Source organism: Pseudomonas sp. NPDC077649, from assembly GCF_044542855.1.
GTDB lineage: Bacteria > Pseudomonadota > Gammaproteobacteria > Pseudomonadales > Pseudomonadaceae > Aquipseudomonas.
Genome location: NZ_JBITVF010000003.1, coordinates 112,462 through 133,317, shown reverse-complemented (window position 1 = coordinate 133,317; position 20,856 = coordinate 112,462). Strand labels below are relative to the sequence as shown.

General features: G+C 68.4%; 19 protein-coding genes. 18 read left to right on the top strand and 1 reads right to left on the bottom strand.

Going from position 1 to position 20,856, the window contains the following annotated elements:
* Positions 1 to 43: 43 nt before the first annotated feature.
* From ACIGFL_RS10890 to ACIGFL_RS10815, 16 genes are all read left to right on the top strand, one after another.
* Positions 44 to 1,693, top strand: coding sequence for a fatty acid--CoA ligase (locus ACIGFL_RS10890; protein ID WP_397497187.1), 1,650 nt, complete (start codon positions 44 to 46; stop codon positions 1,691 to 1,693).
* A 206-nt stretch (positions 1,694 to 1,899) separates the two neighbouring features.
* Complete coding sequence (ppk2, locus tag ACIGFL_RS10885; protein ID WP_397497186.1) at positions 1,900 to 2,721, top strand: polyphosphate kinase 2; 822 nt, start codon at positions 1,900 to 1,902, stop codon at positions 2,719 to 2,721.
* Between the two features lie 140 nt (positions 2,722 to 2,861).
* Positions 2,862 to 4,178 (top strand): DUF3300 domain-containing protein, encoded by a 1,317-nt coding sequence (locus tag ACIGFL_RS10880; protein WP_397497185.1) that lies wholly within the window; start codon positions 2,862 to 2,864, stop codon positions 4,176 to 4,178.
* A gap of 14 nt (positions 4,179 to 4,192) precedes the next feature.
* Positions 4,193 to 5,095, top strand: a complete 903-nt coding sequence (locus ACIGFL_RS10875) for a DUF2950 domain-containing protein (protein ID WP_397497184.1) — start codon at positions 4,193 to 4,195, stop codon at positions 5,093 to 5,095.
* Between the two features lie 165 nt (positions 5,096 to 5,260).
* A complete protein-coding gene (locus ACIGFL_RS10870; protein ID WP_021443142.1) occupies positions 5,261 to 6,241 on the top strand; it encodes a quinone oxidoreductase in 981 nt (326 codons plus the stop codon).
* A gap of 11 nt (positions 6,242 to 6,252) precedes the next feature.
* Positions 6,253 to 7,101, top strand: coding sequence for a TauD/TfdA family dioxygenase (locus tag ACIGFL_RS10865; protein ID WP_122109918.1), 849 nt, complete (start codon positions 6,253 to 6,255; stop codon positions 7,099 to 7,101).
* 67 nt (positions 7,102 to 7,168) lie between these two features.
* Positions 7,169 to 8,221, top strand: a complete 1,053-nt coding sequence (locus ACIGFL_RS10860) for a 3-keto-5-aminohexanoate cleavage protein (protein ID WP_122109917.1) — start codon at positions 7,169 to 7,171, stop codon at positions 8,219 to 8,221.
* Positions 8,222 to 8,495: 274 nt separating this feature from the next.
* Complete coding sequence (locus tag ACIGFL_RS10855; protein WP_397497183.1) at positions 8,496 to 9,824, top strand: MFS transporter; 1,329 nt, start codon at positions 8,496 to 8,498, stop codon at positions 9,822 to 9,824.
* Positions 9,821 to 10,480 (top strand): DsbA family oxidoreductase, encoded by a 660-nt coding sequence (locus tag ACIGFL_RS10850; RefSeq protein WP_397497182.1) that lies wholly within the window; start codon positions 9,821 to 9,823, stop codon positions 10,478 to 10,480. The genes ACIGFL_RS10855 and ACIGFL_RS10850 overlap by 4 nt, the downstream gene beginning before the upstream one ends.
* Positions 10,477 to 10,803: a Rieske 2Fe-2S domain-containing protein gene (locus tag ACIGFL_RS10845; protein ID WP_021443147.1), complete on the top strand. Its 327-nt coding sequence runs from the start codon at positions 10,477 to 10,479 to the stop codon at positions 10,801 to 10,803. Before ACIGFL_RS10850 ends, ACIGFL_RS10845 begins: the two co-directional genes overlap by 4 nt.
* Complete coding sequence (locus ACIGFL_RS10840; protein WP_021443148.1) at positions 10,800 to 11,810, top strand: YeiH family protein; 1,011 nt, start codon at positions 10,800 to 10,802, stop codon at positions 11,808 to 11,810. The genes ACIGFL_RS10845 and ACIGFL_RS10840 overlap by 4 nt, the downstream gene beginning before the upstream one ends.
* A gap of 34 nt (positions 11,811 to 11,844) precedes the next feature.
* On the top strand, positions 11,845 to 13,701 hold the full coding sequence (locus tag ACIGFL_RS10835) for an alpha/beta fold hydrolase (RefSeq protein WP_397497181.1): 1,857 nt from the start codon (positions 11,845 to 11,847) through the stop codon (positions 13,699 to 13,701).
* 38 nt (positions 13,702 to 13,739) lie between these two features.
* Positions 13,740 to 14,450 (top strand): CoA transferase subunit A, encoded by a 711-nt coding sequence (locus ACIGFL_RS10830; protein WP_397497180.1) that lies wholly within the window; start codon positions 13,740 to 13,742, stop codon positions 14,448 to 14,450.
* A 2-nt stretch (positions 14,451 to 14,452) separates the two neighbouring features.
* Complete coding sequence (locus tag ACIGFL_RS10825) at positions 14,453 to 15,085, top strand: CoA transferase subunit B (RefSeq protein WP_397497179.1); 633 nt, start codon at positions 14,453 to 14,455, stop codon at positions 15,083 to 15,085.
* A 358-nt stretch (positions 15,086 to 15,443) separates the two neighbouring features.
* Positions 15,444 to 16,193, top strand: a complete 750-nt coding sequence (locus ACIGFL_RS10820; RefSeq protein ID WP_397497178.1) for a hypothetical protein — start codon at positions 15,444 to 15,446, stop codon at positions 16,191 to 16,193.
* A 41-nt stretch (positions 16,194 to 16,234) separates the two neighbouring features.
* A complete protein-coding gene (locus tag ACIGFL_RS10815) occupies positions 16,235 to 17,080 on the top strand; it encodes an SDR family oxidoreductase (protein WP_397497177.1) in 846 nt (281 codons plus the stop codon).
* 17 nt (positions 17,081 to 17,097) lie between these two features.
* On the opposite strand, the gene ACIGFL_RS10810 is transcribed toward ACIGFL_RS10815, so the two are convergent.
* Positions 17,098 to 18,120: an AraC family transcriptional regulator gene (locus tag ACIGFL_RS10810; RefSeq protein ID WP_397497176.1), complete on the bottom strand. Its 1,023-nt coding sequence runs from the start codon at positions 18,118 to 18,120 to the stop codon at positions 17,098 to 17,100.
* A 285-nt stretch (positions 18,121 to 18,405) separates the two neighbouring features.
* On the opposite strand from ACIGFL_RS10810, the gene ACIGFL_RS10805 reads away from it, so the two are divergent.
* Positions 18,406 to 19,971, top strand: coding sequence for a PAS domain-containing methyl-accepting chemotaxis protein (locus ACIGFL_RS10805; RefSeq protein ID WP_397497175.1), 1,566 nt, complete (start codon positions 18,406 to 18,408; stop codon positions 19,969 to 19,971).
* Positions 19,972 to 20,255: 284 nt separating this feature from the next.
* On the top strand, positions 20,256 to 20,822 hold the full coding sequence (locus ACIGFL_RS10800; RefSeq protein ID WP_397497174.1) for an RBBP9/YdeN family alpha/beta hydrolase: 567 nt from the start codon (positions 20,256 to 20,258) through the stop codon (positions 20,820 to 20,822).
* Positions 20,823 to 20,856: the final 34 nt, after the last annotated feature.

Sequence of the window (20,856 nt, the reverse complement as noted above, 5' to 3'; positions counted from 1 at the left end):
CAGCGATGCAAACTTTCAGAACGGTCACGTTGGGAAAACAAACATGGCGACGACAAAAAGAATTGCCCCGGCAGAGGGCGCCTACGACTACCCCTTGCTGATCAAGCGCCTGCTGCTGTCCGGGGTGCGCTACCAGCCGGACCAGGAGATCGTCTACGCCGACAAGCTGCGCTACAGCTATCGCACCCTTAACGAGCGCATCCAGCGTCTGGCCAACGCCCTGACCGCCGCCGGGGTCAGGGCCGGCGACACCGTGGCCCTGCTGGACTGGGACAGCCACCGCGCGCTGGAATGCTTCTTCGCCGTGCCGATGCTCGGCGCCGTGCTGCATACGGTGAATATCCGCCTGTCGCCGGAGCAGGTCGCCTACACCATGAACCACGCCGAGGACGATATCGTCCTGGTGCATGACGACTTCCTGCCGCTGATGGAGCAGGTCAATGGCGAGCTGAAAACCGTCAGGGGCTACGTGCAGCTGACCGACAGCAGCGCCAAGCCGACCCGGCTGCCGTCGCTGGGCGAATACGAGGCGCTGCTTGCCGGCGCCGCCAGCCACTTCGATTTCCCCGATTTCGACGAGCGCTCGGTGGCCACCCTGTTCTACACCACCGGCACCACCGGCAACCCCAAGGGCGTGTACTTCAGCCACCGCCAGCTGGTGCTGCATACCATGAACGAGCTGGGCACCTTCGCCGGCTGGGACGGCCAGCCGCTGCTGCGCTCGGGTGACGTGTACATGCCGATCACCCCGATGTTCCACGTGCATGCCTGGGGCGTGCCCTACGTGGCCACGGCCATGGGGCTCAAGCAGGTGTATCCGGGCCGCTACGAGCCCAACAGCCTGGTGCGCCTGTTCCGCGAGGAGGGGGTGAGCTTCTCCCATTGCGTGCCGACCATCCTGCAGATGATGCTGGAGTGCGAGGAGGGCAGGCGCACCGATTTTACCGGCTGGAAGATGCTGCTCGGCGGCAGCGCCCTGACCCTCGGCCTGGCCCGCCAGGCCAGCGAGCGGGGCATGCGCGTGCACTGCGGCTACGGCATGTCCGAGACCTGCCCGCTGCTGACCCTGACCCACCTGCGCGCCGAAGACCTGGCCCTGCCGATGGACGAACAGATTCCCGAGCGGATCAAGACCGGCGTGCCGATCCCCCTGGTCGACCTGCGCATCGTCGACGCCAACGGCCAGGACGTGGCCCATGATGGAGTGGCCCTGGGCGAGATCGTGGTGCGCGCGCCCTGGCTGACCCAAGGCTACCTGCACGAGCCACAGAAGGGCGCCGAGCTGTGGCAGGGCGGCTGGCTGCACACCGGCGACATGGCTTCGATCGACGCCCGCGGCGTGGTGGAGATCAAGGACCGCATCAAGGACGTGATCAAGACCGGTGGCGAGTGGATCAGCTCGCTGGACCTGGAGAACCTGATCAGCCAGCACGCGGCGGTGGCCTCGGTGGCCGTGGTCGGCATCCCCGATGCGCAGTGGGGCGAGCGGCCGCTGGCCCTGGTGGTCTGTGCGGCGGGCGCGAGCCTCGACCAGGCGGCAATCGAAGTGCACCTGCAGCAGTTCGTCGACAGCGGGCAGATCAACAAGTGGGCGATCCCGCGGCAGATCCGTTTCGTCGCCGACATCCCCAAGACCAGCGTCGGCAAGATCAACAAGAAGCTGATCCGCGAACAGGAACTGGCGGGGGCCTGAGCGGCGCCGGGCGCGCCTGGGTGGCGGCCGTGCAAGCGGCAGCAAGGCTGCTAGCCTGATGCTGGTAGGCAGCGTTCAGGGGCGCAGGGCGGCAGCCGCCATGGCGTCGCGCGCCGCGCAAGCCTGCACACCAGGGTGCCACCCATCACGGGTGGCATCGGTCGTTCAGTGCCGCATCCCCCAACGCACCGACGAGGTCTCGAACCATGGGCAAGAAGAAGGACAAGGACAAGGAGCAAACCTCTGCCACCGAACCGCTGCGTCGCAAGGACTACGAGCAAGAGCTCAAGGCCCTGCACGTGGAGCTGGTCAAGTTGCAGCAGTGGGTGGTCGCCAAGGGTCTGAAGGTCTGCATCGTCTTCGAGGGGCGCGACGGCGCCGGCAAGGGCGGCACCATCAAGGCCATCACCGAGCGGGTCAGCCCAAGGGTGTTTCGCGTGGTGGCCTTGCCGGCTCCGACCGAGCGGGAAAAGAGCCAGATGTATGCCCAGCGCTACCTGCAGCACCTGCCCGCCGCGGGCGAGGTGGTGATCTTCGATCGCAGCTGGTACAACCGCGCCGGCGTCGAGCGGGTGATGGGCTTCTGCAGCGAGGAGCAGGCGCACAAGTTTCTCACCGTGGTGCCCTTGTTCGAGAAGATGATGGTCGAGTCCGGCATCATCCTGATCAAGTACTGGCTGGAGGTGAGTGCCGAGGAGCAGCAGCGACGCCTGAAGGAGCGCATCAACGATGGGCGCAAGATCTGGAAGCTGTCGCCCATGGATCTCAAGTCCTTCAGCCGCTGGGACGACTACACCCGCGCCCGCGACGAGATGTTCGCCGCCTCGGACACCTCCTGGGCCCCCTGGTACATGGCCCGTTCCGAGGACAAGCGACGGGTGCGCCTGAACATCATCAGCCATCTGCTCAAGCAGGTGCCCTACGAGGACATCACCCGGGAGCAGAAGATCGAACTGCCCAAGCGCGGCAGGATCGGCCGCTACAAGGGGGCGCATTACCCCTTCCGCATGGTCGAGGAGCGTTTCTGAGGCGGCGCTGCGGCGGTTGTCCATGCCGCGACGCAACAGGCGCGGCGGATGGACGCCACGCCATGGCAAATGCCCAGCGCCGGCCTATGCTTGCTGAACTCCGTCGCCAGCGCACGCGCCTGCGTGCAAGGGGATGCGCCATGTTGCAGATACTGCCTCTCCTTCTGGCCCTCGGTGGCCTCGCCGGGCCGCCGCTACTGGCGGCCGAGGAGCCGGCGGCGGCGACCGCGGAGCAGGTGTTCGGCACCGAGGAACTCGACCAGATGCTGGCGCCGCTGGCGCTCTATCCCGATGCCCTGCTGGCCCAGGTGCTGATGGCGGCCACCTATCCCGGCGACGTCGCCGATGCGGTGGCCTGGTCCAAGGCCAATCCGCAAGCCAGCGGCGACGATGCCGTGCGCCTGGTCGCCGAGCAACCCTGGGACCCCAGCGTGCAGTCGCTGGTCGCCTTCCCGGCGGTGCTGGTCACCCTGGGCCAGGACCCGGCCTGGGTGCAGCGCGTCGGCGATGCCTTCCTGGCCCAGCCCGATGCGGTGATGGACTCGGTGCAGCGCCTGCGCCGCCAGGCCCAGGCCGCCGGCAACCTGCAGAGCAACGAGCAGCAGCAGGTCAGCGTGCAGCCCAGCGCGAGCGGCTCGACCGCGCAACCGGTGAGCAGCCAGCAGACCATCATCATCGAGTCGGCCGACCCGCAGGTGGTTTACGTGCCGAGCTACAACCCCAGCGTGGTCTACGGCACCTGGCCCTATCCCAGCTATCCGCCGGCGTACTACCCGCCACCGCCGGGCTACTACTTCGGCAGCGCGCTGGCCACCGGGCTGGCCTTCGCCGCCGGGGTGGCGATCATCGACTCGCTGTGGGGCGACTGCGACTGGGGGCACGGCGATATCGACATCGACGTGAACCGCTACAACAACATCAACCGCAACCGCCAGATCAATGCCGGCGACAACACCTGGCAGCACAACGCGCTCAACCGTGACGGCGTGCCCTACCGCGACCGCGCCAGCCGCGAGCAGTACGGCCAGCGCCTGAGCGGCAGCGAGCAGCGCCAGGAGCTGCGCGGCCGCGACCCGGCGCGCAGTGCAGAGCGCGAGCGCGCCCGGCAGAGCCTGGAACAACGCGGTTTCGACAGCCCGGCCAGCAGCAACCGCCAGGCCCGCGAGCGGGCGCAGACGGCCGACCGCGACCTGCGCAATCAGCCTGTGCGTCAGAACGATCAGCTGCGCAGCAATGCGCAGACCCGGCAGCAGGCCCGCCAGCAGTATTCCGCGGGCCAGGGCGCCCGCAACAATGCCTTCGCCGGCGCCCGCTCGCCCAGCCAGGCGCGCAGCTACAGCGAACGCGGCCAGCTCAGCCGCACCGCCGCCAGTCGTCCGCAGGCGGCGCGCGCCGCCGGGCACGCAGTCAGTCGTCCCGCCATTTCCGCGTCCCGCGGCGGCGCCCGGCGGCGCTGACAGGGAGTCCAGCCATGACCAACGCCGTTCTTCGCGTCTTCCTGCTGGTGCTGCTGGCGCTGCCGTTGCAGGGCTTGCAGGCGCAGCAGAGCTTTCCCAGCCCCAATGCTGCGGTGGATGCCCTGATCCTCGCCCTGGGCAACCAGCGCGCCGACGCCGCGCGCATGGCGGCCCTGCTCGGCGAGCAGTGGCGCAGCTACATTCCGCTCGAAGGCATCGAGCGCGAGGATGTCGACGCCTTCCTCGCCCTGTACCGGGAACATCACGAAATTCGTTCGACGGCCCCCGACCAGGCGGTGTTGGTCGTGGGCCAGGAGGCCTGGGAGTTTCCCTTGCCACTGATGCGCGACGCCTCGGGATGGCGCTTCGATACCCAGGCCGGCGGCGAGACCATCCGCGTGCGTCGCATCGGCCGCAACGAGCTGGCCACCCTGCAGGCGGTGCGCGCCTACCACGATGCGCAGATGGACTACGCCGAGGTCGACCGCGACGGCGACGGCGTACTGGAGTACGCACAGCAGTTCGTCAGCCGCGATGGCCAGCACGACGGCCTGTACTGGGTCGAGCAGCCCGGCCTCGAGGAAAGCCCGCTGGGCCCGCTGTTCGGCGACGAACTGCCGGACGGCGACTGGCAAGGCTATCGCTACCGCATCCTCTCCGCCCAGGGGCCTTCGGCGCCGGGCGGCGCCTACGACTACCTGCTGGGCGACAACATGAGCCGCGGCTTTGCCCTGATCGCCTGGCCCAGCGCTTATGGCGACAGCGGCGTGATGAGCTTCATGATCAGTCACGAGGGGCGGGTGTTCGAAAAGGATCTGGGCCCCGACGGCGGCAACCAGGCCCTGGCCATGAGCCGCTTCGATCCCGATAGCAGCTGGCACGAAGTCGACCAGACGGTGCAGGCCGCGCTGCCCTGAGAGGCGGCTGCACAGCCTGGCTGCCGGCGGTTCGTCCCGGCAGCCTTGTCATTAAATGAAAAGCGCCTGTCGTCCGATGAGAAGCACCCGCCAGGCCCTCGCCCTAAAGTCCAATCAACGCAAATCGACGCTGTTCGTCAAGATCGATGATTGGAGAAATCAGGCATGGCCAAAGCCGTACGCTTCTACGAAACCGGTGCTCCCGAAGTCCTTCGTTATGAGGACGTCGAAGTCGGCGAACCCGGCCCAGGCGAGGTTCGCCTGCGCCATGTGGCCGTTGGCCTGAACTACGCCGACACCTACTTCCGCAACGGCACCTACCCGATCCCGCTGCCCAACGGCATGGGCGTGGAGGCGGCCGGCGTGGTGCAGGCGGTGGGCGAGGGCGTGAGCAACGTGGCGGTCGGCGATCGCGTCACCTACACCGGCTTTCTCAACACCCTCGGCGCCTACTCCACCGAGCGCCTGATCCCGGCTGCGCCGCTGATCAAGCTGCCCGACACCATCGCCTTCGAGACCGCCGCGGCCATGACCATGCGCGGCCTGACCTCGGCCTACCTGATGCGCCGCATCCATGACTTCAAGGCCGGCGACAGCATCCTGCTGCACGCCGCCGCCGGCGGCGTCGGCCTGATCGTCTCGCAGTGGGCCAAGCTGCTCGGCCTGACCGTGATCGGCACGGTGTCCAGCGAGGCCAAGGCCGAAGTGGCCCGCGCCCACGGCTGCGACCACACGATCAATTACAGCCATGAGGACGTCGCCAGCCGCGTGCGCGAGCTGACCGACGGCGTCGGCGTCAACGTGGTGTTCGACAGCGTCGGCAAGAACACCTTCATGGGCTCGCTGGACTCGCTCAAGCGCCGCGGCCTGCTGGTCTGCGTCGGCACCGCCTCCGGGCCGATCGAAGGCTTCAACCCGCAGCTGCTGGCGATGAAAGGCTCGCTGTACATGACCCGCCCGGCCCTGGCCGACTACATCGCCGACCCGGCGGAGAAGGCGGCGCTGGCCGGCGAGTTGTTCGACCATGTCGGCAGCGGCCGGATCAAGATCGAGATCAACCAGCACTACGCGCTGCAGGACGCGGTGCAGGCGCACCGCGACCTGGAGTCGCGCAAGACCACCGGCTCGTCGATCTTCGTCATCTGAGGAGGCCCGCCATGCAAGTCGAACAACTGACCTACAACATCGGCGCCGAGCTGATCGGCGTGAATCTGGCCGACGCCATCCACGACGACGGGCTGTTCGCCGAGATCCGCCAGCAGTTGCTCAGGCATCGCGTGCTGTTCCTGCGCAAGCAGGAGTTCAGCCGCGCCGAGCACGTGGCCTTCGCCCGCCGTTTCGGCGAGCTGGAAGACCACCCGGTGGCCGGCAGCGACCCGGAGCACCCGGGCCTGGTGCAGATCTACAAGCGCCCGGACCAGCCGATGGACCGCTACGAGAACGCCTGGCACACCGACGCCACCTGGCGCGAGGCGCCGCCGCTGGGTTGCGTGCTGCGCTGCATCGAGTGCCCGCCGGTGGGCGGCGACACCATGTGGGCCAATATGGTGGTGGCCTACGCCAATCTGCCGGACGACGTCAAAGCCAGGCTCGAGGGCCTGCGCGCGCGCCACAGCATCGAGGCCAGCTTCGGCGCGGCGATGCCGATCGACAAGCGCCTGGCGCTCAAGGCGCAGTACCCGGATGCCGAGCACCCGGTGGTGCGCACCCATCCGGAAACCGGCGAGAAGGTGCTGTTCGTCAACGCCTTCACCACCCACTTCAGCAACTACCACACCCCGGATCGGGTGCGTTTCGGCCAGGACGCCAACCCCGGCGCCAGCGACCTGCTGCGCTACCTGATCAGCCAGGCGTACATCCCCGAATACCAGGTGCGCTGGCGCTGGCAGCCCAACAGCGTGGCGATCTGGGACAACCGCAGTACCCAGCACTACGCGGTCATGGACTACCCGCCCTGCCATCGCAAGATGGAGCGCGCCGGGATCATCGGCGACAAGACCTACTAACCCTTTCGCCCGTTCCGTTCCTACCGTTGCGGGGCGGGCTACTTTGACAAGACCAAGCGAGGATCCCATGCAATTCTTCGACGATTCGCTGCACCCGGAAAACATGGAAAAGGTGGTGATCACCGTCGCCCCCTACGGCCCCGAGTGGATGCCGGCGGACTTCCCGGAAGACATCCCGGTGACCATGGACGAGCAGATCCAGAAGGCGGTCGATTGCTATGAGGCCGGCGCCACCGTACTCCACCTGCACGTGCGCGAGCTGGACGGCAGCGGTTCCAAGCGTCTGTCCAAGTTCAACGAGCTGATCAAGGGGGTGCGCGAGGCCGTGCCGGACATGATCATCCAGGTCGGCGGCTCGATCTCCTTCGCCCCGGAAGGCGAAGGCGAGGCGGCCAAGTGGCTGTCCGACGACACCCGCCACATGCTGGCCGAGCTGACCCCGAAGCCGGATCAGGTCACCGTGGCGATCAACACCACCCAGATGAACATCATGGAGCTGCTCTATCCGGAGTACCTGGAAGGCACCTCCCTGGCCAACCCGGCGTTCCAGGCCGCCTACAGCGAGATGACCGTGCCGGCCGGCCCGGCCTGGGTCGCCGAGCACCTCAAGCGCCTGACCGCCAACGGCATCCAGCCGCACTTCCAGCTGACCGGCATCCACGCCCTGGAAACCCTCGAGCGCATGGTGCGCAAGGGCCTGTACATGGGCCCGCTGAACCTCACCTGGATCGGCATCGGCGGCGGCTTCGACGGCCCCAACCCGTTCAACTTCTTCAACTTCATCCACCGCGCGCCGGACGGCTGCACCCTCACCGCCGAGTCGCTGCTGAAGAACGTCCTGCCGTTCAACGCCATGGCCCTGGCCATGGGCCTGCACCCGCGTTGCGGCATCGAGGACACCATAGTCGACCAGCATGGCAAGCGCTTCACCTCGGTGCAGCAGATCCAGCAGACCGTGCGCGTGGCCCACGAGCTGGGCCGCGAGATCGCCAGCGGCAAGGAAGCGCGGGAGATCTACCGCATCGGCGTGCAGTACGACAGCGTCGAGCAAACCCTGCTGGCCAACGGCATGGCGCCGAACCGCAAGGCGGGCCAGAAGGGCGTGCCGCAACGCGGTTGATCGAGCGAGTCAGTCCCCCTGTTTTGGTCAGGTCCAGGGGGGGAGGGCGATGCCGGCTCGCCGGCAGCACCCGTAGCGAACACGCCAGCCGGCTGGCTGGCGTGTTCGGCTGATCCCGAGGCTTTTGCGATAAAGCTCTTGCCCGGTTGGTAGTCGCGTCCGTCGCCACGTTGGCGGATGCGACGCCGGCCCTCCGCCCCCACAAGAGGCGGGTGAGGAGCTTTTTCCCAGAGGCTTTTACCCTAAAACAATAACGACAGTTCGAGGAGGCAGCATGGCTGCGCATCATATCGGCGATGACATCGAGGATAGCTCCCAGGGGATAGCGCGCCGCTATGCCTGGATCGTCTTCGCCCTGACCTTCGGCCTGCTGATATCCGACTACATGTCGCGGCAGGTGCTCAATGCCGTGTTCCCCAGCCTCAAGGCCGAGTGGGCGCTGAGCGACACCCAGCTGGGCCTGCTCAGCGGCATAGTCGCCTTGATGGTCGGTCTGCTGACCTTCCCGCTGTCGCTGCTCGCCGACCGCTTCGGGCGGATCAAGAGCCTGACCCTGATGGCGGTGGTGTGGAGCCTGGCGACCCTGGGCTGCGCACTGGCGCAGAACTACGAGCAGATGTTCTGGGCCCGCTTTCTGGTCGGCGTCGGCGAGGCCGCCTATGGCAGCGTCGGCATCGCCGTGGTGGTTTCGGTATTCCCGCGCGAGATGCGCGCCACCCTGTCCGGCGCCTTCATCTCCGGCGGCATGTTCGGCTCGGTGCTGGGCATGGCCCTGGGCGGCGTGATGGCGCAGCACTTCGGCTGGCGCTGGGCGTTCGCCGGCATGGCGTTCTTCGGCCTGGCGCTGGCGCTGCTCTATCCGATCGTGGTGCGCGAGTCGCGCATCGCCCCGCAGCGTGTGGCCAAGGCGGCCGGCGCGGCGGCGCTGAAGGTCGGCCGGCCGCTGCGCACCCTGTATTCCAGCCGTTCGGTACTCTGCGCCTATGTCGCCAGCGGCCTGCAGCTGTTCGTCGGCGGCACCGTGATCGTGTGGATGCCCAGCTACCTCAACCGCTTCTACGGCATGAGCACCGACAAGGCCGGCGCCGTGGCCGCCATCATCGTGCTGTGCAGCGGCGTCGGCATGATTCTCTGCGGCATGCTCAGCGACCGCATGAGCCGCCACGGCCCCGAACGCAAGATCAGCCTGTGCATGGCCTACTGCCTGGGCAGCTGCCTGCTGTTGTCGCTGGCCTTCGCCCTGCCGTTCGGCACCGCCCAGCTGGCGCTGATCGGCCTGGGCATGGTGATCGCCGCCGGCACCTCGGGCCCGGCCGGCGCCATGGTCGCCAACCTCACCCACCACAAGGTGCACGGCACCGCGTTCGCCACCCTGACCCTGGCCAACAACCTGCTCGGCCTGGCCACCGGCCCGCTGCTGACCGGCAAGGTCTCCGATCTGATCGGCCTGGACAATGCCTTCCAGCTGGTGCCGCTGGTGAGCATCGCCGCCGCCGCGGTGTTCCTCCTGGCGGGGCGCAGCTACCTGGCCGACATGGCGCGACTGAAAGGCGAGGGCGTCGAGGAGAAGGCCGTCGAGGCGGCGGTGGAGGCCCAGGCATGAGCGCCGTATTGCAGGTCGAGGTGTTCTTCGACTTCATCTGCCCCTGGTGCCTGATCGGCAAGCGTCAGCTGGAAAGGGCCCTGCTGCAGCTGCAGCACGAGCGGCCCGGTGTGCGGGTGGAGCAGCAGTGGCATGGCGTGCAACTGTTGCCGCATCTGCCGGCCGAGGGCGTGCCCTTTGCCGCCTTCTACCTGGAACGCCTGGGCAGTGCCGAGGCGGTGAGCCTGCGCCAGGCCCAGGTGCAGCGCGCCGCCAGCGTCGCCGGGCTGGATCTCGACCTGAGCCGCATCGCGCAGATGCCCAATACCGCCGACGCCCATCGTCTGCTGGCCTGCGCCGCCGCGCTGGGCCAGCCGGCCCAGCGCGATGCCCTGCTGGAGCGCCTGTTTGCCGCCTATTTCCAGCATGGCGAGAACCTCGGCGATGGCGCCACCCTGCTGGCCATCGCCCAGGCCTGCGGTTTCGACACCGCCCAGCTGGCGCCGGTACTGCGCGGCAACGGCCAGCCGTACTTCGCGCCCGGGGCGAGCGCGACCCAGGGCGTACCCCATTTCGTCTTCAACAAGCGCCTGGACGTATCCGGGGCGCAGTCGGCCAACGCCTTGCTGCTGGCCATGCGCCGGGCCCTTGACGAGCCCGAGGAGCGCCGGGCATGAGCCGGCGTATCAGCGTCGCCCTGGCGCAGGTGGCCGCCCCCGGGGCGCGCCTGCTGCTCGAAGGCGAGGGCTACAGCCTGGCGCTGTTCAACGTCGAGGGGCAGTTCTACGCCATCGGCGACAGCTGCCCGCACCAGGGCTCGTCGCTGTGCGGCGGCAAGCTGCAGGGCCGAGTGATCCAGTGCGGCGCCCATGGTCTGCGCTTCGACCTGGCCAGCGGCTACCTGCTCAATTCCACCCAGCTGAAAGTGCCCACCTACCCGGTAGAGGTGGAGGGCGAGCAGTTGCACATCCTTGTTCCGCCGCAGGAGTCGGCCCCATGACCGCCATTACTCTGGTCCAGTTCAACGACCGCGTGCGCGAACTGGCGCCGGGCATCAGCGTCAGCCTGGTGGCCGCCGCTGCCGCCACCTTCCTCTCCGAGCACTACGGCGCACCGGTGATGCTGTTCGCCCTGCTGCTGGGGCTGTCGCTGAACTTTCTCGCCAGCGAGGGCAAGTGCAAGGCCGGCATCGAGTTCACCGCGCGCACCGTGCTGCGCCTGGGCGTGTGCCTGTTGGGCATGCGCATCACCCTGGAGCAGATCGCCGGTCTCGGCTGGAAGCCGCTGGCGCTGGTGGTGGTGCTGGTGGTGCTGACCATCTCGCTGTCGGTGCTGGCGGCCAAGGCGCTGGGCTTCCAGCGCCTGTTCGGCATGCTCACCGGCGGCGCCACCGCCATCTGCGGCGCCTCGGCGGCGCTGGCGCTGGCCGCCGCGCTGCCCAACCACCCGCAGAAGGAACGCGCCACCCTGTTCACCGTGATCGGCGTGTCGGCGCTGTCGACCCTGGCGATGATCCTCTACCCGATGATCGCCAACTGGTTTGCGCTGTCGCCGGAGCTCGCCGGGGTGTTCCTCGGCGCCACCATCCACGACGTGGCCCAGGTGGTCGGCGCCGGCTACAGCATGTCGGCGGAAACCGGCGACACCGCCACCGTGGTCAAGCTGATGCGCGTGGCCATGCTGCTGCCGGTGATAGTGGTGGCCGCCATGATCACCCGCATGCAGGGCGCCGAGACCGGCGGCCAGCGCCCGCCGCTGCTGCCCTGGTTCGCCGTCGGCTTCCTGATCCTGGCCTGCATCAACAGCACCGGCTGGGTGCCGAGCCTGGTGCAGGGCGGCATCAACGAGCTGTCGCGCTGGTGCCTGGTGGTGTCCATCGCCGCCCTGGGCATGAAGACCCAGCTCAAGGAGCTGGCCACCGTCGGGATCAAGCCGATCCTGCTGATGATCGGCGAAACCGCCTTCCTCGCCGCGCTGGTCCTGGTGCTGTTGCACTGGGGCTGGTGATGCGCCTACCGAGCCCGCCTAGCCGAGAGTTGTCATGAAGCAGAACCCCGAATCCCCGACGACGGAGCAGTCCGCCGTGCCGGCCGGCGCAGCCCTGCGCAAGCCGCGCAGCAGCCGGAGCAAGGCGCCGAGCGCCAGCAAGCCGACCGCCAAGAAGGTGGTGCGCCAGGTCGCCAAGCCGACCGCCAAGTCGATAGTGCTGGAGACGGCCGCCGAACTGGCCGAGGCCGCGGAGAAGCACACCCTGGCGGTGACCCCGCTGATCGGCGTGCGCCCGCGCGATGTGCTCGGCGCCGCCGGCTCGCTGCTCAAGGCGGTGGCGCGCACCCCGTTCAAGGCCGGCATGCACGGCGGCAACTACCTGCGCGAGCTGTACCGCATCGCCAGCGGCGCGTCCGCGCTGGCACCGGCGCCCAAGGACAAGCGCTTCGCCGATCCGGCCTGGCACAGCAACCCCTTCCTGCGCGCCCTGGTGCAGAGCTACCTGGCCGGCGAGCGCGAACTCAATGGCTTTATCGAATCCTCGGACCTGCAGGGCGCCGACAAGGGCCGCGCACGCTTCGTCGCCTCCCTGCTGGTCGATGCCCTGGCGCCGAGCAACCTGCTGCTGACCAACCCCGCGGCGCTGCGCAGGGTGGTCGACACCGGCGGCGCCAGCCTGCTGCAGGGCGGCCGCCAGCTGGCCCGCGACCTGTTGCACAACCGCGGCCTGCCGTCGCAGGTCGACAGCACGCCGTTCAAGCTGGGCGAGAACCTCGCCACGGCCAAGGGCGAGGTGGTGTTTCGCAACAAGATGTTCGAGCTGCTGCAGTTCGCCCCCACCACGCCGAGCGTGTTCAGTCGCCCGCTGGTGATGTCGCCGCCGCAGATCAACAAGTACTACGCCGTCGACCTGTCGCCGGAAAAAAGCCTGATCAAGTGGATCCAGGACAGCGGCGTGCAGCTGTTCGTCATCAGCTGGCGCAACCCCACGGCCAAGCAGCGCGACTGGGGCCTGTCCGACTACGTGCAGTGCCTGGACCAGGCGGTGGACGTGGCGCGGCAGATCACCGGCAGCCCCGACGTGAACATGTGGGGTTCCTGCTCCGGCGGCATCACCCTGGCCGCCTACCTGGGCTGGCTGGCGGCCCAGGGCGAGGGCGCCAAGGTGGCCAACACCAACTGGGCGGTATGCGTGCTGGACATGCCTGCGGTAATGGACGACACCGGCATCGGCATGATCGCCACCCCGGCGGCCCTGGCCGCGGCCAAGGCCGGTTCGCGGCGCAAGGGTGTGCTCAGCGGCCAGGAAATGGCGCGCATGTTCGCCTGGCTGCGGCCCAACGACCTGATCTGGAACTACTGGGTCAACAACTACCTGCTCGGCAACAAGCCGCCGGCCTTCGACATCCTGGCCTGGAACAGCGACACCACGCGCCTGCCGGCGCAGCTGCACGCCGACTACCTGGACCTGATCGAGCAGAACCCCTTCAGCAACCCGAACCGGCTGCGCATCGCCGGCCTGCCGATCGACATGACCCAGGTCCGTGTCGGTGCCTATGTGGTCGGCGGCACCACCGACCACATCACCCCCTGGCAGGGCTGCTACGGCACCGCGCGGCTGTTCGGCGAGGACAGCACCTTCGTCCTGTCCAACGCCGGCCACCTGCAGAGCCTGGTCAACCCGCCAGGCAACCCCAAGGCCTATTTCCATGCCGCCAGCGCCGCCCAGGCCGACCCCGAGGATTGGCTCGAGGCCGCCGGCGAACGCCAGCAAGGCAGCTGGTGGCCGCACTGGCGGCAGTGGATCGGCCAGCGCTCCGGCGCCAGCCGCAGCGCGCCGAAAGCGCTCGGCTCGAAGAAATACCCGGCGCTGTGCGCCGCGCCCGGCACCTACGTGCTGGAGCGCTAGCAGGCTGTTGAAGGCTCAGATCAATCCCGAGGTCATCCATGAACAAGATTTATCCCGATGCCCATGCCGCGCTGGCCGATATCGTCCACGACGGCATCACCATCGCCTCTGGCGGCTTCGGCCTGTGCGGCATTCCCGAGGCGCTGATCGCGGCGCTGGGGGAGACCGGCAAGACCGGCTTCACCATCATCAGCAACAACTGCGGGGTCGACGACTTCGGCCTCGGCCCGCTGCTCTACAGCCGCCAGATCAAGAAGATGATTTCCTCCTACGTGGGCGGCAACAAGGAGTTCGAGCGCCAGTACCTGGCCGGTGAGCTGGAGCTGGAATTCACCCCCCAGGGCAGCCTGGCCGAGAAGCTGCGCGCCGGCGGCGCCGGCATCCCGGCCTTCTTCACCCGCACCGGCTACGGCACGCTGATCGCCGAGGGCAAGGAAACCCGTCAGTTCGACGGCGACTGGTACGTGATGGAGCGCGGGCTTACCGCCGACGTGGCGCTGATCAAGGGCGCGGTGGCCGACAGGGCCGGCAACCTGATGTTCAACAAGACCGCGCGCAACTTCAATCCGCTGTGCGCCAAGGCCGGCCGGGTGTGCGTGGCCGAGGTCGAGGCAATCGTCGAGGTCGGCGAGCTGAGCCCCGACGAGATCCACCTGCCGGGCATCTTCGTGCAGCGCCTGGTGCTCAACTCCAACCCGGAAAAACGCATCGAAGTCCGCACCCTTTCTAAAGCGGCAGGGGGGAACTGATCATGGCCTGGACCCGCGAAGAAATGGCGCAGCGCGCCGCCGCCGAGCTGCAGGACGGCTTCTACGTCAACCTCGGCATCGGCCTGCCGACCCTGGTGGCCAACTACATCCCCGACGGCATGGAGGTCTGGCTGCAGAGCGAGAACGGCCTGCTCGGCATCGGCCCCTTCCCCGGTGAGGAGGCGATCGACGCCGACCTGATCAACGCCGGCAAGCAGACCATCACCACGCTGCCCGGCAGCAGCTTCTTCGACAGCGCCGAGAGCTTCGCCATGATCCGTGGCGGCCACATCAACCTGGCCCTGCTCGGCGCCATGCAGGTGGCCGAGAACGGCGACCTGGCCAACTGGATGATCCCCGGCAAGATGGTCAAGGGCATGGGCGGCGCCATGGACCTGGTGGCCGGCGTCAAGCGCGTGGTGGTGATCATGGAGCACTGCGCCAAGGGCGGCGCGCACAAGATCCTCGAACGCTGCGACCTGCCGCTGACCGGCGTCGGCGTGGTCGACCGGATCATCACCGACCTGGCCGTGCTGGATGTCACCGCTGCCGGCCTCGAGCTGGTGGAGATGGCCCCCGGCGTGGACTTCGACCAGCTGCAGGCGGCCACCGGCTGCGCGATCCGGCGCCAGTAACCGCCACGCCCTGTGCTTTCAGGTCAGGGCGTGACCCGCTTCGGCGTGACGCTCCGGAGCGTTTGCGGCGACTGCGCACGCAGCTCGCCGCCTTTTAATCCTGTGTGGCGGCGCTTGCTTGCCGTTTGGCAAGGTGAGTGCGTCCACCATCGCCGGGCTGCGCTGTTCAGCGCACCGGGCACCAAAGAGCTGGTCAATCCGGGGGGCACCGCCCTGGATGCTTCGCGGCGGCTGGGGTAGCAGTCGTCCGCTTTTTTATTCCACCTCCGCGGCGGCTGCGCCTGCCGCCGCGGACGCGCCTGTCACTGGCAGGTGCAGAACCGCTTAGCCCGATAACAATTAGAACGAGGTTAGGACCATGCGCAGAGTCATCCGGCTTTTCCTGCTGCCCTTGTTGTGTGCCCCGCTATTGGCCGCCGGCCAGCCCCAACCGTTGAACGAGCTGAGCACGCGCGGCCAACTGCTTTGCGCCAGCGCCCTGCTGTACTTCAATCCGGCCGAGCGGGCGCCGGATCCGCGCAGCCTGACGGCCGTCTACCACCATCTGCACAGCCTGCAGGTCCAGGTTCTGCAGCTGGGCCAGCCGCCCGCGCTGGCCGCGCCGCTGGCGGCCATGCAACGCAGCTTCGCCACGCTCGACGCCTTGCCGCGCCGGCAGCGTCAGGCCTATCCGCAGTTGCTGGCCCAGCTGCTGGGCCAGCAGCGCGCGCTGCAACAGGCGGCCGCCGGGGTCGTCGCGCCGGCCTCGGCCGCTGTCGAGGCGCCGACGCCGGTGCAGTTGCTGGGGCAGCAGAGCCTGGATCTGGCCAGCCTGCTGCTCGATTACCAGATACGTCATTACCCCTGGCCGTCGGGCGTGCCTGTGGCCTTCGCCCAGGTCTCGCCGCAGGCGCTCGACCGGGTGCTCGAGGCGCGTTTCGCGCAGCTGCGCCTGCTTTTGCCCGAGCATGCCGAGGCGCTGGCCAAGATCCGCAGCAGCTACCAGTTCGTCCGCCCGTTGCTGCAGGCGTCGGAGACAGGCGGGCAGGGTGGGGCGGAGTTCTACCTCAGCCGCGCCGTGCTCGATCTCGACGAGCTGGCCGCGAGCCTGCGCCAGCCGGCGCCCTGAACCGATATTTCCCACCCCCCCACTTGCAAGGAGTCAACGGCATGCAGCCCTTCGTTCTCATCACCGGCGTTTCCTCCGGCATCGGCCTGGCTTGTGCCCGTCTGTTGCTCGATCAGGGTTACCGGGTCATAGGCACGCTGCGTCGTCAGGACGAGGCCGCACGGCTGCGCGAGCAGCTGGGCGAGGCCTTCCACCCGCTGCTGCTGGACGTCACCGATCAGGCGGCGCTGCCGGACGCGGTGCGCCAGGTCGAGGCCTGGGTCGGCGGGCAGGGGCTGGCGGCGCTGATCAACAACGCCGGTATCGCCTCGCCCACCGGCCCGCTGTTGTTGCAGCCGCTGGCGGAGATGCGGGCCATGTTCGAGGTCAACCTGTTTGGCCTGATCGGCGTGACGCAGGCCTTCGCGGCCCTGCTCGGCGCGGGGCCCGATCGCGCCGGCCGTGGTCGGCTGATCAATATCGGCTCGGTGTCCGGGCGCCTGACCACGCCGCTGGCTGGCTGCTACGCGGCGAGCAAGCATGCGCTGGAGGCGGTCAGCGACGCCTTGCGGGTGGAGCTGGGCATCTACGGCATCGAGGTGGTGCTGATCGAGCCGGGGCCGATCCGTACCGCGATCTGGGGCAAGGTCAAGGCCGATCCGCGCTACGCCGGCACGGATTATCAGGCTGCAGTGCAGGCGCTGCTGGAGCGGGTGGAACGCAGCGCGCGACAGGGCGCGGCGGTGGAGCGCGTCAGCCTGGCGGTGCTGCGGGCGATCCGCGCGAGCAGGCCGAAGCCGCGCTATCCCCTGCATCCGATGTGGCATCTGGCCGCCTGGTTGCCGACCCGCTGGCGTGACCGCCTGCTGGCAGGGCGTGGCGCGTTGCCGCGGCGCAGCAGCCTTTGAACAGGCTCTGAGGGGCTTCAGCCGCCTTTGCGCGAGCCGACCTGGTGCTGCTCGCGCCAGGTCGCCGGCGGCATGCCGAACTGCGAGATGAACCAGCGGGTGAAGGAGCTGGGCAGTGAGTAGCCGAGCATGTCGGCGATGCGCGCCAGCGAATAGCCGGGGTTCTCCATATAGCGGATCACCAGTTCGCGGCGCACGCTGTTGATCAGCTCGCTGAAGGTGGTGCCCCCGTCCTCCTCCAGGCGCCGCTGCAGGGTGCGCACGTTCATGCCCTGGGCCTGGGCGATCTGTTCGATGGTGGCGCGGCCCATGGGCAGCAACAGGTAGATGGCCTTGCGCACGTCCAGGGTCAGCGAGTGTTCGCTGGAGCCCTGCAGCGAGTCCAGGTAGCGCTGGGCGTGGCGGGCCATGGCGGCATTGGCCAGCGGGTTGGCGGTATCCAGGTTGGTCGAGGGGCAGACGATGCCGTTGAATTCGCTGCCGAACTCCAGGGGGCAGGCGAACATGCGCCGGTGCACGGAGAGATCCGTCGGGGCCTCGTGGCTGAAGTTGACGCTGATCGGGTGCCAGTGCGCGCCGAGCAGGGCGGCGCAGAAGCGGTACATCACGCCGATGGCCAGTTCGATGGCCTGGCGACTGTGGCTGGGGTATTCGCTGACCACTTCCTCACGAATCAGCACCGTCTTGCCGGCTTCCTCGATATAGATCGCCAGCGAGTCGTTCATCAGGTGGCGGTACTGCACGATCACCTGCAGCGCATCGCGCAGGCTGTGCTGGTGGCTGAGCAGCAGGCTGACCTCGCCGAAGTCGGAGAGCTGACGCAGCTCGGCCATGCGCAGGCCGAGGGTTTCGCAGCCGCTTTCGCGGGCGGAATCTTCCATCAGGCGGATGGCCGCCTCGACCGGTATGCGCTGGTCGGGGTCGTTGAGCATGGCCTGCGTCAGGCCCGCCTGGGCCATCAGCACGCGGGTATTGAGGCGGTACTGGCGCGCCACTTCCAGGTAGTTGGTCAACACGGCGGCACGGGCTTGGGCGGTCATGCAGGGGCTCGCTCTCGGGGCGGCTCGGGCTGGCCGCAGGGCTTGGACATGCCTCTAGCTTATAAAACGTTAGTCATGAAATGAAAAGTGCCTGGCAGCCAAAGCGAAGCCGGTGTGGGGGCGAGCTCCTACTATCCTGGCCGGTCTGCCGGGCATTCGCGCCCGGCACCGCCGCCCCGAGACTGGCGCTTGCGGCACTGCTCCTGTCGCTCTGGCCCGCGCTGGCCGCGGCGCAGTGCAGCTGTCCGCACAGCCGGTGCGGCACAACCACGCGTAGGAGCAACCATGCGAGTCAACATGCCGCTCAGTGGCCGCGAATGTACTTATCCGGCCGACCAACGTCTGATTTCCACCACCGACCTCAGGGGGCTGCTCACCTCCTGCAACGACGAGTTCGTCGCCGTCAGTGGCTTCAGCCGCGAGCAACTGATCGGCAGCCCGCACAATCTGGTGCGCCATCCGGAGATGCCGGCGCAGGTCTTCGCGCAGATGTGGGAGTACCTCAAGGCCGGCAAGAGCTGGATGGGCATCGTCAAGAACCGCTGCAGCAACGGCGACCACTACTGGGTCAACACCTATGTCACGCCGGTCCTCGAGCAGGGCCGGGTGGTGGGCTACGAGTCGGTGCGGGTCAAGCCGGACGCCGACCAGGTGCGCCGCGCCAGCGCGCTGTATGCACGCCTGAACCAGGGCCGCGCGGCGGTCTCGCTGGGCGAGCGCCTCGGCGTGGCGGCGCGCTTCATGCTGCTGCCACTGCTCGGCGCGGGACTGGGGCCCTGGCTGTTCGCCCTTGGTCAGGCCGGCCTGGGCATGGCGCTGGTGATTCTGCTGTCGCTGGCGCAGACCCTGGCCACCCTGCGCTTCGTCAAGCGCGCCCTGCGCCGGGTCGCCCTGGCGGCGCCCAAGGCCTTCGACAATGAGCTGGTGGCGCGCACCTACACCGACGACACCGGCGCGGTGTCGCGGCTGCAGCTGGCGCTGATCAGCGAGGGCGCGCGCATCCGTACCGCGCTCGGCCTGCTCGGCGACCAAGCCACGCGCACCGCCCGCCAGGCTTCGCAGAACGGCCAGCTGGTGCAGCAGGCCGAGCGGGCGTTGCAGGCGCAGCGGGTCGAGGCCGACATGGCCGCCACCGCCATGCAGCAGATGGCCGCCTCGATCAACCAGGTCGCCGTGCACGTGCAGCAAACCGCCGTCGAGGCGCGCCAGGTCAATCGGCTGTCGCAAGGCGGCAGCAGCCAGGCCCGGCAGAGTCGCGCGGTGGTCGAGAAGCTGGCGCATACGGTGGACGGCATCAGTGCCTCGGTGGCCGGGTTGGCCGGCGAGGCGCAGTCGATCCAGCAGGCGGCCAACATGATTCGCAGCATCGCCGAGCAGACCAATCTGCTGGCCCTCAACGCGGCCATCGAGGCGGCCCGCGCCGGCGAGCAGGGCCGCGGCTTTGCCGTGGTGGCCGACGAGGTGCGGGCACTGGCGTCGAAGACCCAGGAGTCCACCGAGGCGATCCAGGGCATCATCGCCAGCCTGCAGCAGGTGGCGGCCCAGGCGGTGCAGATCGCCCGCCAGGGCAGCGAGGAAGCGCGGGCCGGGGTGGCCTGGGTGAGCGAAACCGAACAGGCGCTGGACGCCATCACCACCGCCGTCGAGCGCATCCACCAGATGGCCGAGCAGATGGCCGCCGCCGCCGAGCAGCAGAATCTGGTGGCCGAGGACGTTTCCCGGCAGATCGGCAACATCTCCACGGCCGCCGAGCAGAATGCCGAGGTCACCGCGCGCTCCGCGCACCTGGGCGGCGAGCTGGAGGCCACCGCGCACGCCCTGCATGCCCTGGTCGCGCGTTTCGATACCTGAGCGGCCGCCGCCGGCATGACCCCGCCCGGCAATCTGAAACCCCTTCGTGAGGCTGGCGCGCGTCCGGCCCAGCTGCGCGGCGCCGTTGCCGGCCCGGAACGGCCGCCGGGGAGGGGCTTTTCGGGGGGCTGTGCGGTGGCGTTCGAAGGGGCATTTCGCCCCTGTCATCAAATGAGAAATGGCTGACGCCAAATGTGAAGCGGGGTAGGTGGGGGCTCTTTACTGTTGTCTGCAACGACCATCCGGCTACCCGTAAAGCCGGAGCCAACTGCAAAGGTGTCGATGTGGACAAGCTGCAAACCCATGCCACGGTGCTGATCGTTCCCGGTCTGCGCGAACACGTGCCGCAACACTGGCAGACCCTGCTGGAAGCCAAGCTGAGCAAGGTGCGTTCGGTTGCCCCGCTGCAGGCTGACAAGCTCAGCTGTGCCGCCCGGGTCGAGGCCATCCAGCGCGAGCTGGAGCAGATCGAGGGTCCGGTGATCCTGGTCGCCCACAGCGCCGGCGTGCTGATGGTGGCGCACTGGGCGGCCCGCTACAGCCGCCCGATCCAGGGCGCCCTGCTGGCCACGCCGCCGGACCTGCAGGCCAGCTGGCCGCAGGGCTATCCGACGCCGGACAGCCTGCGCGCGCATGGCTGGGATCCGCTGCCGGACGGCCGCCTGCCCTTTCCCAGCATCGTCGCCGCGAGCAGCAACGACTACCTGGCCAGCCTGGAAGCCGCCTGCCACCTGGCCGAGGCCTGGGGCAGCCAACTGGTCAATCTCGGCGCGGTCGGCCACCTCAACCCGGCTTCGGGTTACGGCGAGTGGGAGCGGGCCGAGGCCTTCATTCGCGAACTGGATTGTTGAGGCGCGCGGCTCCCCGGAGCCGCGTCGCCCAACG

Bases quoted from the DNA above. Each gene is read 5' to 3' on its own strand.
- ACIGFL_RS10890 (WP_397497187.1), top strand. From the start codon at position 44: ATGGCGACGACAAAAAGAATTGCCCCGGCAGAGGGCGCCTACGACTAC.
- ppk2 (WP_397497186.1), top strand. From the start codon at position 1,900: ATGGGCAAGAAGAAGGACAAGGACAAGGAGCAAACCTCTGCCACCGAA.
- ACIGFL_RS10880 (WP_397497185.1), top strand. From the start codon at position 2,862: ATGTTGCAGATACTGCCTCTCCTTCTGGCCCTCGGTGGCCTCGCCGGG.
- ACIGFL_RS10875 (WP_397497184.1), top strand. From the start codon at position 4,193: ATGACCAACGCCGTTCTTCGCGTCTTCCTGCTGGTGCTGCTGGCGCTG.
- ACIGFL_RS10870 (WP_021443142.1), top strand. From the start codon at position 5,261: ATGGCCAAAGCCGTACGCTTCTACGAAACCGGTGCTCCCGAAGTCCTT.
- ACIGFL_RS10865 (WP_122109918.1), top strand. From the start codon at position 6,253: ATGCAAGTCGAACAACTGACCTACAACATCGGCGCCGAGCTGATCGGC.
- ACIGFL_RS10860 (WP_122109917.1), top strand. From the start codon at position 7,169: ATGCAATTCTTCGACGATTCGCTGCACCCGGAAAACATGGAAAAGGTG.
- ACIGFL_RS10855 (WP_397497183.1), top strand. From the start codon at position 8,496: ATGGCTGCGCATCATATCGGCGATGACATCGAGGATAGCTCCCAGGGG.
- ACIGFL_RS10850 (WP_397497182.1), top strand. From the start codon at position 9,821: ATGAGCGCCGTATTGCAGGTCGAGGTGTTCTTCGACTTCATCTGCCCC.
- ACIGFL_RS10845 (WP_021443147.1), top strand. From the start codon at position 10,477: ATGAGCCGGCGTATCAGCGTCGCCCTGGCGCAGGTGGCCGCCCCCGGG.
- ACIGFL_RS10840 (WP_021443148.1), top strand. From the start codon at position 10,800: ATGACCGCCATTACTCTGGTCCAGTTCAACGACCGCGTGCGCGAACTG.
- ACIGFL_RS10835 (WP_397497181.1), top strand. From the start codon at position 11,845: ATGAAGCAGAACCCCGAATCCCCGACGACGGAGCAGTCCGCCGTGCCG.
- ACIGFL_RS10830 (WP_397497180.1), top strand. From the start codon at position 13,740: ATGAACAAGATTTATCCCGATGCCCATGCCGCGCTGGCCGATATCGTC.
- ACIGFL_RS10825 (WP_397497179.1), top strand. From the start codon at position 14,453: ATGGCCTGGACCCGCGAAGAAATGGCGCAGCGCGCCGCCGCCGAGCTG.
- ACIGFL_RS10820 (WP_397497178.1), top strand. From the start codon at position 15,444: ATGCGCAGAGTCATCCGGCTTTTCCTGCTGCCCTTGTTGTGTGCCCCG.
- ACIGFL_RS10815 (WP_397497177.1), top strand. From the start codon at position 16,235: ATGCAGCCCTTCGTTCTCATCACCGGCGTTTCCTCCGGCATCGGCCTG.
- ACIGFL_RS10810 (WP_397497176.1), bottom strand. From the start codon at position 18,120: ATGACCGCCCAAGCCCGTGCCGCCGTGTTGACCAACTACCTGGAAGTG.
- ACIGFL_RS10805 (WP_397497175.1), top strand. From the start codon at position 18,406: ATGCGAGTCAACATGCCGCTCAGTGGCCGCGAATGTACTTATCCGGCC.